Origin of the sequence: Neisseria wadsworthii 9715 (assembly GCF_000227765.1) — a bacterium.
Taxonomy (GTDB): Bacteria; Pseudomonadota; Gammaproteobacteria; order Burkholderiales; family Neisseriaceae; genus Neisseria; species Neisseria wadsworthii.
The window spans coordinates 144,099-158,166 of sequence record NZ_JH165159.1; the positions used below are offsets into that span (position 1 = coordinate 144,099).

The 14,068-nt window shown below is 48.9% G+C and carries 14 protein-coding genes; 1 reads left to right on the top strand and 13 read right to left on the bottom strand.

Features of this window, described 5'->3' with window-relative positions; all coding sequences use genetic code 11:
- Nucleotides 1-64 precede the first annotated feature (64 nt).
- The 12 genes from ygiD to HMPREF9370_RS00635 form a co-directional block, all read right to left on the bottom strand.
- Entirely contained in the window at nucleotides 65-865 is an 801-nt protein-coding gene (ygiD, locus tag HMPREF9370_RS00580) for a 4,5-DOPA-extradiol-dioxygenase (protein WP_009115281.1), read from the bottom strand.
- 293 nt (nucleotides 866-1,158) lie between these two features.
- A complete protein-coding gene (gene dnaJ / locus HMPREF9370_RS00585) occupies nucleotides 1,159-2,289 on the bottom strand; it encodes a molecular chaperone DnaJ (RefSeq protein WP_040666721.1) in 1,131 nt (376 codons plus the stop codon).
- A 189-nt stretch (nucleotides 2,290-2,478) separates the two neighbouring features.
- On the bottom strand, nucleotides 2,479-3,711 hold the full coding sequence (locus HMPREF9370_RS00590; RefSeq protein ID WP_009115283.1) for a capsule polysaccharide biogenesis protein: 1,233 nt from the start codon (nucleotides 3,709-3,711) through the stop codon (nucleotides 2,479-2,481).
- Between the two features lie 14 nt (nucleotides 3,712-3,725).
- Nucleotides 3,726-5,807 carry a capsule polysaccharide biogenesis protein gene (locus tag HMPREF9370_RS00595; RefSeq protein WP_009115284.1) on the bottom strand — a complete coding sequence of 694 codons (2,082 nt, stop codon included), beginning with the start codon at nucleotides 5,805-5,807 and terminating at the stop codon, nucleotides 3,726-3,728.
- 80 nt (nucleotides 5,808-5,887) lie between these two features.
- Nucleotides 5,888-6,757, bottom strand: coding sequence for an MlaA family lipoprotein (locus tag HMPREF9370_RS00600; protein WP_009115285.1), 870 nt, complete (start codon nucleotides 6,755-6,757; stop codon nucleotides 5,888-5,890).
- Nucleotides 6,754-7,029 carry an STAS domain-containing protein gene (locus tag HMPREF9370_RS00605; RefSeq protein ID WP_009115286.1) on the bottom strand — a complete coding sequence of 92 codons (276 nt, stop codon included), beginning with the start codon at nucleotides 7,027-7,029 and terminating at the stop codon, nucleotides 6,754-6,756. Before HMPREF9370_RS00605 ends, HMPREF9370_RS00600 begins: the two co-directional genes overlap by 4 nt.
- Before the next feature lies 1 nt (nucleotide 7,030).
- The gene (locus HMPREF9370_RS00610; RefSeq protein WP_009115287.1) at nucleotides 7,031-7,627 is read right to left on the bottom strand and encodes an MlaC/ttg2D family ABC transporter substrate-binding protein; all 597 of its coding nucleotides are present in this window, start codon (nucleotides 7,625-7,627) and stop codon (nucleotides 7,031-7,033) included.
- A 56-nt stretch (nucleotides 7,628-7,683) separates the two neighbouring features.
- Nucleotides 7,684-8,199 carry an outer membrane lipid asymmetry maintenance protein MlaD gene (gene mlaD, locus HMPREF9370_RS00615; RefSeq protein ID WP_009115288.1) on the bottom strand — a complete coding sequence of 172 codons (516 nt, stop codon included), beginning with the start codon at nucleotides 8,197-8,199 and terminating at the stop codon, nucleotides 7,684-7,686.
- 4 nt (nucleotides 8,200-8,203) lie between these two features.
- Nucleotides 8,204-8,980 (bottom strand): lipid asymmetry maintenance ABC transporter permease subunit MlaE, encoded by a 777-nt coding sequence (mlaE, locus tag HMPREF9370_RS00620; RefSeq protein ID WP_009115289.1) that lies wholly within the window; start codon nucleotides 8,978-8,980, stop codon nucleotides 8,204-8,206.
- A 79-nt stretch (nucleotides 8,981-9,059) separates the two neighbouring features.
- Complete coding sequence (locus HMPREF9370_RS00625) at nucleotides 9,060-9,857, bottom strand: ABC transporter ATP-binding protein (protein ID WP_009115290.1); 798 nt, start codon at nucleotides 9,855-9,857, stop codon at nucleotides 9,060-9,062.
- 179 nt (nucleotides 9,858-10,036) lie between these two features.
- Nucleotides 10,037-10,600: an L-threonylcarbamoyladenylate synthase type 1 TsaC gene (tsaC, locus tag HMPREF9370_RS00630; protein WP_009115292.1), complete on the bottom strand. Its 564-nt coding sequence runs from the start codon at nucleotides 10,598-10,600 to the stop codon at nucleotides 10,037-10,039.
- 133 nt (nucleotides 10,601-10,733) lie between these two features.
- On the bottom strand, nucleotides 10,734-11,165 hold the full coding sequence (locus HMPREF9370_RS00635; RefSeq protein ID WP_009115293.1) for an EamA family transporter: 432 nt from the start codon (nucleotides 11,163-11,165) through the stop codon (nucleotides 10,734-10,736).
- Nucleotides 11,166-11,252: 87 nt separating this feature from the next.
- On the opposite strand from HMPREF9370_RS00635, the gene HMPREF9370_RS00640 reads away from it, so the two are divergent.
- Nucleotides 11,253-12,929 (top strand): formate--tetrahydrofolate ligase, encoded by a 1,677-nt coding sequence (locus HMPREF9370_RS00640; protein ID WP_009115294.1) that lies wholly within the window; start codon nucleotides 11,253-11,255, stop codon nucleotides 12,927-12,929.
- Between the two features lie 99 nt (nucleotides 12,930-13,028).
- On the opposite strand, the gene HMPREF9370_RS00645 is transcribed toward HMPREF9370_RS00640, so the two are convergent.
- On the bottom strand, nucleotides 13,029-13,955 hold the full coding sequence (locus HMPREF9370_RS00645; RefSeq protein WP_009115295.1) for an immunity 49 family protein: 927 nt from the start codon (nucleotides 13,953-13,955) through the stop codon (nucleotides 13,029-13,031).
- Nucleotides 13,956-14,068 lie beyond the last annotated feature (113 nt).

Consider the following 14,068-nt stretch of genomic DNA (forward strand, 5'->3'; position numbering starts at 1 on the left):
AAAAATGCCTGTCTGAAAAGTTTTCAGACAGGCATTTTTTATAACCTATTACCATGACGAGAGGCTAATCCATGCCGATTACCAAAGAAGTCATACTCACGGATTTGCCTACGATTTCGTCATTGAAAATTTCCATATATTCCTTACCCTTGCGTACACCCAGCACATAAAGCAGCGGCCAGAAATGCTCCGGGCTGGGCATAGACATGCGAATCGGTTGGGGATAGTGGCTGTCATCAAGAAGAGAATTTAAATTATTGTTTTTCAGCCACTTAAGTATAATTTGATGCGCCAACTCCGCCCAAGTATGACCTGGGCCGGGTTGGTTGGCATGGCGGAGGTCTAGCAAGCTCAAGTTGTGGATAATGTTACCACTTCCTATGATCAATACACCGCGCTTTCTCAATACGGCCAATTTTTGCGCAAGCTCGTAATGCTGACGGGCATTAAGGTTACGGTTAAGGCTCATTTGCACCACAGGAATATCGGCATCCGGAAAAAGATTGCGCAACACCATCCATGTGGCATGATCCAAGCCCCATGACAAATCAGCAGTAACCGGTTCAGGGGCAAGCAGTTGCCGGATCTCCTCAGCCAACTCCGGATTACCCGGAGCAGGATAAGAGATGCTGTCGAGCTCGGGCGGGAACCCACTGAAGTCGCGAATGGTAGGCGGTTTTTGCATGGCGGTAACAGCTATGCCATCTGTTACCCAATTGGATGAAATGCACAGGATGTTTTCGATTTCATCATCATAAATATCACGCAATTCTTCGCCAAGCTCCAACCAGGAGTTTCGGTAAGCGGTATCTTCAATTGCATTTAAAGGGCTTCCGTGCCCGATAAATAATGCCGGGAGTGTCATATGTGATGTAATCTCTGTAGGGTAAGGCCGAGTTTGAACCAGATTATAAATTAGATTGTTTGCAAATAGTTATGGTTCAGCCAAGGCAATAGATTTATTATTCATTTTATGAAAAAAATGCATATGCGATTATAGACCAAGAAAAGGTTTATTATAGTAATAATGACCGAGTTTTATTTTACGCTACTTATCCATAAAAATGCTTGCTGTATTTTACAACAGCAAGCATTGGCTTTTTTGAATTTTCTCAGCTCAATACCCAACCTTTGGTTGGTTTGCAAACATACTTCACGTTATTCGAACAAATCGCGCAATTTATCTTTAAATGATTTTTGACGCGGGGTTTGCGAGCGGCTGAGGCCGGTGGAAATTTTTTCGAACTCTTCCAGCAATTCTTTCTGTCTGTCTGTAAGATTAACCGGCGTTTCCACCACAACGTGGCAATATAAGTCGCCTTGTGCACTGGAGCGCAAAGATTTGATGCCTTTGCCTTTGATGCGCATACGACGGCCGGTTTGTGTTTCTTTGGGAATACTCAGTTTAACTTTACCATCCAAAGTGGGCACCTCTACTTCCCCGCCGAGCGCAGCGGTTGTGATGCTGATCGGTAATTCGCAATGTAAATCCAAGCCGTTACGCTCGAAAGTTTTATGCGCTTTTACATGCACAATCACATATAAATCACCGCTGGGCGCGCCGTTTTTACCCGGCTCGCCTTCACCGCTCAGGCGGATGCGTTGACCGTCGTCAATACCGGCAGGGATATTGACTTCAACGGTTTTGGTGGTTTTGATACGCCCTTCTCCGCGACACTTCATACACGGATCTTTGATTTCCTTACCTGTTCCGTGGCAGGTCGGACAGGTTTGCTGCAATTGGAAAATGGCTTGGCGCACATGGATGGTGCCGCTGCCGTGGCAGGTGGAACACGTTGTCGCCGAAGTGCCGGGCTTGGCACCGCTACCGTGGCAAACATCACATTCTTCATAGGTAGGAATCTGGATGCGTTTTTTAATGCCTGCTGCGGCTTCTTCCAGAGTGATTTCAACTGCATACTGCAAATCCGCACCTTGATAACTTTGCTGGCGCCCGCCCGCTCCGCCTCCGCCGAACATCTGGCTAAAAATATCACCAAAATCAAAACCTTGAGCACCGCCAAAGCCACCAAATCCTCCACCGAATCCGCCGCCCATATTCGGGTCGACTCCGGCATGGCCGAATTGGTCGTATGCGCTGCGTTTCTGTGCATCGGAAAGTATATCGTAAGCCTTTTGTACTTCTTTGAATTTTTCCTCAGCAGCTTGGTCTCCCGGATTACGGTCGGGATGATATTTCATCGCAAGCTTACGGTAGGCTTTTTTAATTTCTTCATCACTGGCGCTTCTTGATACGCCTAATGTTTCATAAAAATCTTGGTTCATGATGGTTTGTTGTTGGTTAGTTATAAGAAAGTTGCACCGAACATATGGGCTGCTTGAGAAAATTTAAAGGGGCTTTGTGTAATTGTCGGCAACATAAATGATGCCTGTCTGAAAAGTTGTTTTAGCTTCGCAGAAACTCGCGTTGCTCATTTTCAGACAGGCATAGCCGATATTTACAGATTGATGTTGATTTTATTTAATTTCAGGCAAATTAACGCGGCTGTAAAAGCTGCCGTTGATTTGGGTAACGTTTAAGTGATACATGCGGTAAACATGAAATAAATCAGCATCCGGCTTATCAGGATTCTGCCAAAATTCAGACAGGCTTTGTTGTGAGGTAAGGCCGGGAATATCGTAGTGCGCCCGACCAATCACTTTAACCGGCATGTTGTGAATCAAGGCAGAAAGGCCGCTTGTGCTATTCAGCGTAACCATTCCGGAGCCGTAGCGCAAAAATACAGGTAAAGGCACGTCATGCACATAATGAATACGCAAACGTAATTGGGGATATTTGTCCAGAAATACATCAATGTCTTTCTGATAATCAATAAATCCACGATCCATGGGATGGTGCTTGACAATCAACACTGTATCAAGCGGCGCGTGTGCTGCGAAAGACTCCAACACATACAGAAGAAACTCCCGCACGCTGGCAAAATCACTGTGCACATGAATCTGGCTGTCGTTGAACACTTGCAACGGTAACACAAAAAAGCGCCCGAACTTCCCGCTTTCCACTTGTTTGGCAAAATTGTGGTCGTTCAAGATATAGTTGAAGCGTTTAATGCCGGAAAGTGTCCACAGCTTTACGTAGTGCCGCAATTTATCAATACGATGGTGCTTATAATCTGGATATTTCCTCTGCCCCAAACTGGCAGCCACATAATAATGCACAGCCAGTTTGGCCCGTGGCCAGAAACCGTCCGGCACAGGCTTGGGCGCGGCATATTCCTGCTGTTTCAGACAGGCATAGGCATTCAAAAAGAATTGTTTTTGGCGCGGCAGCTCCGAATAAGCGTTTACGCCATGCTCTTCCAATGTCACAAAATGCGGGCGGAAGTAGCCCTCTTCAAATGCCCAAAAACTGATATTGCCGAATTCTTCGCATATTTGCTTGGCAATTCGGTGATACGGTCGGGTATCGCCAAAACAAACTACGGCTTGAATATCATTGGCCCGCAAAAAATCCGCCAGCATGGGTTGGAATTCTTCGTAACGCCCTTGATAACTATGGGTATTACCGACTGATGGTGGGTAAAAAACCTGGTCCCCATGATTGAAATTGAATTTGAATACCGTTGCACCTTGCTGCTCGAACCACTGTGCCAAGTTACGGAAAAACGGGCCGATTGGGCCTTGCAACAAAAGAATGCGCTTATTTTCAGCGAGTCTTTCCAGATTAGACGGAATGATTTGGTTGTGCATTGTGTTTAGGCTTCTTATTTTTTTAAAGACAGATAAAGCTGTTTTATTTTGCCGCTTTGTTTGGCAAACCAACTGCGTTTCAACCCCACCGCTCCTGCATATGCTTCTTTTTGGTCAATCACGAGCTGAATAGCGGTTGCAGCATCAATCATACGGTGTTTCCGGTGATCAGCATATAATGGATAATAGACTAATGTTCCGCTGATGAGTTCAGCCAGCTCAAGCTTGCGGGTTCTTCGTGGCAACTCAATATAATCGCTGGTAAGCCCCCAGCCTGCATAAAACGGCAGGCCGTAGCAATAAACGGTTTTCCCGCGCAAAAGCGCTTCAAATCCGGTTAGCGAAGTCATAGTATGCACTTCATCAACCACTTTCAGACAGGCCATAATGTCTACCTCGGGCACCACCATGTCGGCCAATCTGTCGGTATCAACTTGGGGTACTTGCCCGATACGGTTACCGCTCACCACATCGGGGTGCGGCTTGTAAATAATAAAAGCATCAGGGTTCAATTCGCGCACTTTTTCCAGCAAATCAGCATTTTTGTTGATTTCGGGCGAACCATAACGGATAGAGGCATCATCTTCCACCTGACCGGGAACCAGAATAACTTTCTTTTTCGTATCAGGCAGTTCAAGCTTAGATATGCCAACATTATACTTACTCACATCTGCATTTGTCAGTTGCTTCTGCAAAATCCGTGCTTCTGCTTTATCTTGTTCGGAGAAAATTTGGTTTTGCAAAATATGTTCCAAACGAGAAGGTGCTTGCGCGTTGAAATAAATACCTAAATCATCCGCCACGAGCGACAAAGGCGGCACCAAGTTGGAACCGAGCCCAACCGAGCGTACAAAACCGTCTTCCATTCGCAAAACAGGTAAATTGCGTTTATCTGCAAATACCAACAACTGCTCATTACCCCGCCCCCAAATCAGCAAACGCGCACCTTCAGGCAAAACGGCAGGAATTTTTTTTACAGAAGAAACGAAGTGCAGCGAGCAAGAAGGCAAATTGAAAAAAGGGCTGATAACTGCACGTTTCCATAACGACATACCCACACAATAAAGGTGGCCGCGCAAAGTCTCATTCAATCTGCGGGCATGTGCCAAATAATGGATCACATCCAAAATACTGCCGCTTTTGCCCGTGTTTGGGTTGATATAACGGGTATATTCCAGATAGGCCGCTGCAAATAGTTGGGGCAGGCTGCGTCGGGCACGCCGGCCGGTTTCCCGCATCACAGGAATATCGGAGTGGCGGTCATCCGTCAGCCCCCAGCCGGCATACCAAGGCCTGCCGAATACAGTAACGGGTTTTCCGCACAACAGAGCTTCAAATCCCATATGCGAGGTCACACAATAAACTTTATCCACCCTCTTCATCAGAGAGATCGGATTAATATCCTCTCCCAAGAGCCGAACCTTCGACAGATTACTCAAATCGGTAAGATAGCCTTTTTTCTTACCACTCAACACATCGGGGTGGGTTTTTACCCAAACTTGTGCATCGGGGTTTTCATTGACGGCCGCCTCCAGCATCCGCCGAAATGTATCTTCATCCGCTCCGCCGTATTGCACTGCCATATCGCCGAAAGTTTGGTCAAGCACCAACACGATTTCGTTTTCAGACAGGCATTTTTGATGAGGCCTGTCTGAAAACGCAGGCGCATGATTGTATTTGGATAACTCGTATTGCACCACCAAACCCATAGCCCGCTCAGCCAAAGCCAATGTATCGGCCGAAAACCCAACTGAATCAAGCGCAAGACGCTCCAAACGGGATGGTTTACCGGTATCATAATAAATACCCTCATCATCCCACACAATAGCAAAAGGCGGAAAACCGTTTACGCCCAACCCCGTGGAACGCAAAAAGCCGTCTTCCAAGGCAATATAAGGTAGCGCGTGCTTCACGGCATATGCCCGGGCTTGTTTGGTTGTCGGCCTCAGCCCCCAACCGAATACGCAATCTGCCGATTGATTTGGCTTGATCAGTTCTGTTTTAGGAAAAAAATTTTGCAGATCAGGAATTTTGAATATTCCACGAGAGAAAATGGCGGCTTTTTTCACGGCTTCTTGTAAATAAAATGACAACAAAATGAATTATACCCCGATAAACCAAATGCCTGTCTGAAAATCGGTTTCAGACAGGCATTTGTTATACAACATCAAAAATCTTATTGGGCCGGCATATAGTCGCTGCCGTTTACGGCTTCCCCGTTTTTCAACTGAATCACCGAGACCGGGGCATTGTCAGTCTGCTCTGCCTCAACAGGAATGTTTGCCGCTTCAGTGCTTTCTGTTTCAACGCCCGGCACATCATCGGTAACCAAATCGTCAATATCGATTTCTTCGCCTGCCTGCGGCGGAACAACGCCAAGCTGTTTGGCGCGCATACTCATATACACATCGCGCACTGCGGCGTATTTGTCGATAGCAGCTTCATCCAAACTGGCCGTGAGATCAAGGTATTGCTCACGCTGGCTTACCGCGTTCAAGGTTTTTTCGCCGATGCGCACGCCGGTATCTTTGAAAATATAGTTATCCACCGGCAAAGCAGCCGTGGTAATGGTACTGCCAAGCGCATCACGCACGGTGCTGGGGCCGGTAAGCGGGTAAACGAAATAATTGCTGTTTTTCCAACCCCACGAGGCAAACGTGTCACCCAAAGTGCTTTTATTGTTCGGCACGCCGCCCGATCCGGCAACGTCAATTAAACCGCCCACGCCAAATGTGGTGTTGACGCCCACGCGAACCAAATCTTCGCTGGCACGCTTGATATCCAAGCGCAAAACGTTGCTGCCGAAGCTCACGACATCACGCAGGTTGTTGAAAAAATTACTCACACCGGTACGCACAGGCTTGGGCGTAACCGCGCGATAACCTTTTGCCACAGGCGTCAGCACATAACGGTCTGCAGTGTCGTTCACTTTAAACATGAAACGGTTGTAGCCTTCGTAAGGGTCATGCGGATTATGCTCGGCCAATGCAGGAGCACTAAGTGCAAGCAATAAGCTTACCAAGGCTGCGGTTTGGGGCTTGTTCATACGCGTATCCATTCTTGAATTTCGTAAAGCGCGGCAAGAGAGGCAACAGACTCGGGAATGCTGCGGATAGCAGGTTTGGGCTCGCGCCGAACTGCACTCAACAGCAATGAAAGGCATGCGGAATCGGCGCGGGTAACACCCGATAAATCGAGCGTCTCAATCTTGGGTGACGCACATGCCTGTCTGAATTGCCGGAAGGTAGCGGCGGTTACCGTGGTTACGGTCACTTCGCCGCTCAGCAGCAATACGTTTTCACGGATTTCGGTGTTCATGTTATTTGCTGTTTTTGGCTTTCAAGTCGGCGATCAGGCCGTCGATACCTTTGGTTTTGATGGTTTCGCCGAATTGGCCGCGGTATACGGTTACCAGGCTGGCGCCTTCAATGGCCACGTTATACGCGCGGTATTTGCCGCCGCTTTGGTAAGTAGTGAAATCCATATTCACGGTTTTTCCGCCGGCAGGGGTAATCTGGGCGCGCACCACCACTTCTTTACCGCCTTTGTTTACGGTTGGGTTAGGCGCTACATTTACTTTAGCATTTTTATATTGCAGCATGGTGCCGGAATAGGTACGGATAAGCAGTGTTTTAAACTCATCGGTTAAGGCTTTTTGCTGCGTAGGGCTGGCGCTGCGCCACGGATTGCCGATGGCCAGAGCTGTCATGCGCTGAAAATCGAAATGGGGCATAGCATAATTTTCCGCTTGTTTGCGGACGCTGGCATTATTGCTGCCATCGGCCTTGCTGAGAATATTCAACACTTGATCCGCACTGGTCTGCACTTGGCTTACCGCCTGCTGCGGCGTGGCAAAAGCCATACTGATGCTCATCACACCGATGCTTAATGCTGAGAGAATGGCGGTTTTTTTCATGTGTATTCCTTATATTTTATGCGTTTTGTACAAAGTTAAAATCAAAATGTGTGGTGTTATTCTTTTGTGCCGCTTGCTGCGGGGTTGTTTTCAGGTGAAGACTGGGCGCTTTTCTCGGCAAAGCTGGTCATAAATTTGCCGATCAGGTTTTCCAAAACCATAGCCGAACTTGTGAGCGTGATGGTATCGCCTGCGGCCAGTTCATCTACATCACCACCCTGTATCAAACCGATATATTGCTCGCCCAGCAGGCCGGAAGTGAGGATTTGTGCACTCACGTCGCTGCTGAACTGGTATTGCTTATACAAATCCAGGGTCACTTGCGCATGATAGGTTTTCGGGTCGAGCCGGATGTCGCCCACGCGCCCCACCAACACGCCGGATGCCTTAACCGGCGCTTTTACTTTCAAGCCGCCGATGTCGGAAAAATTGGCATACACGGTATAAGTTTGCCCGTTTGAGCTGCCCCATGTACCGCCCCCGCCGGCCACGCGGAAAGACAAAAAGGCGATTGCGGCAATGCCGATAACGGCAAATAAGCCGACCCAAAGTTCTAAAGTGCTTCTTTTCATAGTGTTATCCGGTAAACATAAAGGCGGTTAAAATAAAATCAATAGCCAGCACGGTCAGTGCGGAAGAAACAACGGTGCGTGTGCTGGCGCGCAAGATGCCTTCTGACGTAGGTTTGCAATGGAAGCCTTGATAAACGGCAATCAAGGTAACGGCCACACCGAAACATACGGATTTGATTAAACCGTTGAGCACATCATAGCTAAATGAAATATTGTTTTGCATCTGAGACCAGAAAATGCCGCTGTCCAATCCCAGCCATTGCACGCCGATAATATAGGAGCCGTAAATCCCCGCCACATTGAAAATCGAAGCCAGTAGCGGCATGGAAATCACACCGGCCCAAAAACGGGGCGCAACTACTCGGGACACGGGATTAACCGCCATCACATTCATGGCTTCAAGCTGCTCGGTGGTTTTCATCAAACCGATTTCACTGGTCATGGCGCCTCCCGCGCTGCTGGCAAACAAAATAGCAGCGAGCACCGGCCCCAGCTCGCGCAGCAATGAAGCGGCCACCATAAAGCCCAAAACATCTGCCGATTTAAACTTGGCAAGTTGCGTGTAGCCTTGCAGGCCAAGCACCATACCGACAAACAGGCCGGACACGGCCACAATCAGCATCGACAATACGCCAGCAAAATAAACCTGACGCAGGCTGAGGCGCGGCCGGAGGATAGACGCGCCGGATGCGCCAACTATTCTGAAAAAAAACAGAATATTGCTGCCGAGTATTTGAAGAAAGTTTAAAACTTTTGCGCCGATAAATTGGAAAAAGCTCATAGGGTTTTCGTATTGTATTTTTGAAGTTCAGACAGGCATCTGTCAATCCATGCCTGTCTGAAACGGTCGGTATCGGGGTTTATACCTGTAAATCCTGCTGCAAAGTGGTTTGCGCCGGATAGCGGAAGCTAACCGGCCCGTTGGGTTTACCGCCGATAAATTGCTGCACCCACGGCGAATCCAACGTATGGATTTCTTCGGGTGAGCCGGAAAACATCACTTCGCCGTGCGCCAGAAAAATCACTTGGTTCACAATGGCAAAAGATTGCGCCACATCATGCGACACCATCACGCTGGTGGAACGCAATGCCGTATTGATGCGGCTGATTAACAAAGCAATTACGCCCAGCGAAATCGGATCAAGGCCGGTAAACGGCTCATCATAAAGCATTAATTCCGGATCGAGCGCAATGGTACGCGCCAAAGCCACCCGACGAGCCATACCGCCCGATAATTCCGAAGGCATCAAATGTTCGACCCCGCGCAACCCCACTGCGTTCAATTTTAAAATCACCAAATCGCGGATCACCTCTTCCGGCAATTCGGTTAATTCGCGCATGGGAAAGGCGATATTGTCGAACACAGATAAATCGGTAAACAGCGCACCGTGTTGAAACAAAACGCCCATACGGCGGCGGTGCTCATATAATTCAGACGCAGAAAGTGCGGCCAAATCGCGCCCTTCTACCAAAACCTGCCCTTTTTGCGGATGAATTTGCCCGGTAATTAGGCGCATCAGCGTGGTTTTGCCGCTACCCGAACCACCCATGATGGCGGCAAAATTACCCCGGGCAATGCTGAAATTCACATTGTTCAGGACGGGGCGGTCGCCATAGGCAAAGGCCACGTCTCTCATTTCGATAAAGGGCTGGGTCATTGCTGGAATGCTTGCTTGTTTAGATTCAAATGTTTGTATTTTAATGGGTTTGGCTGAGTGTAGCAATGTTTCAGGTAGGCAGAGTGTTTAGATACATTAATGTATGTTTAATGCTTTGTTTCATTTGCGAAATAAAAGCCACAATGCCTGCCTGAAAAAAATCAATTTTCAGACAGGCATCAGCGCAAGCGTTTGCCGCTTTCCCAATCCACAATTCGGCTCGGTGTTTTGGCCCCGCCGCAACGTCCGCCAATGATGGCAACCTGGCGCCCGAACTGCCGCCGCACTTCGCGCTCGGTTTTGCAGGGCCGCTTGCCCGCTTTGTTGCACGAAGTGGAAACCAACGGGGTGCGCAAAGCGCGGCATAATGCGCGTGCGCCTTGATGCGCCGGCACCCGAACGGCCAGCTTGCTGCGGCCCTTGCCGCGCAACATAACGGGGGCTTTAGATGAAACGGGCAAAAGGTAAGTGAGCGGTGCGGGCCAAGCGGCAGCGATGCTGTGCTGTTCTTTTTCAGACAGGCCTTTCAACAAAGGCAGCAAGCGGGGTAAACCGTCGCCAATCACAATCATGCCTTTATGCTGAGGCCGCTTTTTGAGGCGCACTAATTTTTGCAGCGCACGCACGTTCTGCGGCAGGCAGCCCAAGCCGTAGCATGATTCGGTGGGGTAGGCGACCAGGCCGCCGCGTTTCAGATGGCTGGACAAACGGCGGGCAAACGGTGCGGAAAACGGGCGCGGCATAAAATATTCAAGGATTGGGAAAAGGCAAGATTGTACACGAATCGGCAAGATTTATTGCGCCGGCATCGGCATAACCATGCCTGTCTGAAAAACCGGTGCGCTCTTTTCAGACAGGCATTCCGCAACAGCGGGGTTATTTTTTAAACGCCAAAACCAGCACACCCGCCGTAATCAAACCGATGCCCAGCCATTCCTGCACGCTCGGGCGTTCTTTTAAAAACAGCACTGCCATCATGGTTACCAACACGATGCTAAACTTATCCACAGGCGCCACTTTCGAAGCCTCGCCCAGTTGCAAAGCCTTGAAATAAGCCAGCCATGAAGCGCCCGTTGCCAAGCCCGACAGAATCAGAAATGCCCAGTTTTTCCCGCTGAATCCTTCCACACCCTGCCATTTGCCCGTATAAGTGAGAAACAGCGCCAGTGCGGCAATAATCACCAGCGTTCGGATAAAGGTTGCAAAGTCCGAATCAATTCCCTGCAAACCCACTTTGGCAAACACCGCCGTGAGCGCGGCAAAAAACGCGGAAGCCAGCGCCCAATAAAACCAAGAGCCCGTAACCATAAGCAGCTTTCTCAATCCCGATTAATAAGGAAATCCAGTTCGGCTATAATACAGGAGAATCCCAGCCCAACCCAAACAGGAACCGATATGAGCCAAAAATCCGATGCAGAAATCGCCCGCGAAGCGGCGATGCAGCCCATCCAAACCGTTGCCGCTAAGCTCGGCCTCTCTGCCGACCTGCTTGAGCAATACGGCAAATACAAAGCCAAAATCAACCCCGCCGATGCGTTTGTCCTGCCCAAAAAACAAGGCCGCCTGATTCTGGTTACCGCCATCAACCCCACACCTGCAGGCGAGGGCAAAACCACCGTAACCATCGGTTTGGCCGATGCGTTGAACCAAATCGGCAAAAATGCTGCGGTGGCCATGCGCGAACCTTCGCTCGGCCCTGTTTTCGGCATCAAAGGCGGCGCAGCAGGCGGCGGCTATGCCCAAGTTTTGCCGATGGAAGACATCAACCTGCACTTTACCGGCGACTTTCACGCCATCGGCGCGGCAAACAACTTGTTGGCCGCCATGCTGGATAACCATATTTACCAAGGCAATCAATTAAATATCAATCCCAAGCGCGTATTATGGCGCCGCGCCGTCGATATGAACGACCGCCAACTGCGCAACATTATCAGCGGCTTGGGCAAGCCCACAGACGGCGTGATGCGCCCTGATGGCTTTGACATTACCGTTGCATCCGAAGTGATGGCCGTGTTTTGCTTGGCCAAAGACTTGGCCGACCTCAAAACACGTTTAGGCAATATACTGGTCGCATACAGCCACGACGGGCAGCCGGTTTACGCCCGCGACTTAAAAGCCCACGGCGCAATGGCCGCCTTGTTGAAAGACGCCATCAAACCCAACCTGGTGCAAACCATAGAAGGCACGCCCGCATTCGTACACGGCGGCCCGTTTGCCAATATTGCCCACGGCTGCAACTCCGTAACCGCCACACTTTTGGCCCAGCATTTGAGCGACTACGCCGTAACCGAAGCCGGCTTCGGCGCCGATTTGGGCGCAGAAAAATTCTGCGACATCAAATGCCGCTTGGCCGGCCTCAAGCCGGATGCCGCCGTTATCGTGGCTACTGTTCGCGCGCTCAAATATAACGGCGGCGTAGCAAAGTCTGATTTAAACCGCGAAAATCCGGAAGCTCTGCAAAAAGGTTTGCCCAATTTGTTGAAACATATCGACAACCTTAAAAACGTGTTCGGCCTGCCTGTTGTGGTTGCCCTCAACCGATTTGTGTCCGACACCAATCAAGAATTGGATTTAATCACGCAAACCTGCGCAGAGCACGGCGTAGAAGTGTCCTTAACCGAGGTGTGGGAAAAAGGCGGGAAAGGCGGTATTGATTTGGCCGAAAAAGTATTGGCCGCTATCGAACAGCAACCCAACCGCTTCTCTTTTGCTTACAATGAACAGGCAAGCATTCCCGAAAAAATCCGTACCATCGCTCAAAAGGTTTACGGTGCGGAAGACGTAGATTTCAGCGCGGAAGCCATGGCTGAAATCCAATCATTGGAAAAACTCGGCTTGGATAAAATGCCTGTCTGCATGGCCAAAACGCAATATTCATTAAGCGATAACGCCAAGCTCTTAGGCCGCCCCAACGGCTTTCGGATAACCGTTCGCGGCATTACCTTGTCAGCCGGTGCCGGCTTTATCGTCGCCTTATGCGGAAACATGATGAAAATGCCCGGACTTCCCGCTTCCCCGGCGGCAGAAAGAATTGATGTGAACGATGAAGGCATCATCACCGGACTGTTCTAATACAGTTTTTATATAATAAAGACATTTCATAACAATCGAATGCCTGTCTGAAAGATTAGTTTTCAGACAGGCATTATATTGCCCGATCGGAGATACGCCCTATTTTCCAAACGCCAACTTATCAGTCCGGAACGTATAGTAATCCACCCAATCCTGTAAATATTCATACGGATACGATAAATCGTATTGCTTCATAAAATCGAAAATATCCTGATATTCGTTGCTTGGCAGCGGATCGTACACGATCAAATCACGCGGGGCGATTTTGTGGTCGATGCCCAAGTCGAAACCGTGCATGGAGGCAATTTTGGCATACATCACGATTTGCGGCTGCAGAAAAAAGTCGAAATAAGTTAAGGTTTCTTTGGCTGCGGCACGCGCATTCTTTTTGATAAACAATGGCTCCAAGGCTTTTTTCATGGCTTCGGCATCCTGCTCGGCGAAAGCGAGAAAGAAACGGTAGTCGTCGAGCCGCTTTTGCAGCCATTTGCCGGGCGTGGGGTAGGCCAGCACCTGCAAACTGCGTTCCTTCAGTCTGTCCAGCTGCTTACCTTCCACCATCAACAAGGTGTTGTACATCATATGGCTGTTGAGATCGTAGCGGTCGACAAATTCCTCGGTATCGTTGGCGATGTTGTCGATATTGCGTACCAAAAAACCGCGCAATTGGGGGCTGTCGCTCATGATCATGGGGAACGACAGTTCGCTAATATTCAGCATATTTCCGGGAAAGAAGAATGGTTCGGGGTTAAAATACCCCATGCTTCCCAATATAAAAAGCTTGCCTTGTATATAAGAATATTGTTTGAATTTTTTCAGGTTATGTTCAAACAGATAAGCATGTGAAGCTGTTGCATAAACATCACTGCATATAACCCACATCGCACCAATAGGAGATCCCTTTTTTTCATTGATATACTCTACAGCCTTAAAACTTTTTTCCCTATCAAATCGTTGAGTGGTTCCGAGAATTACATTGGTAATATGCTCATACCATTTGGGAGTTGTCATCATATTGGCTGCCATGTTTATCTCCTGATATTGTGTTTAGGCGGAATGTTAACGGGAAGAATTACCGCTTTACCGTTTTATGCATCATCCATCCTGAACAAATTTTCAAGTACGAATTGTTTGAAGTC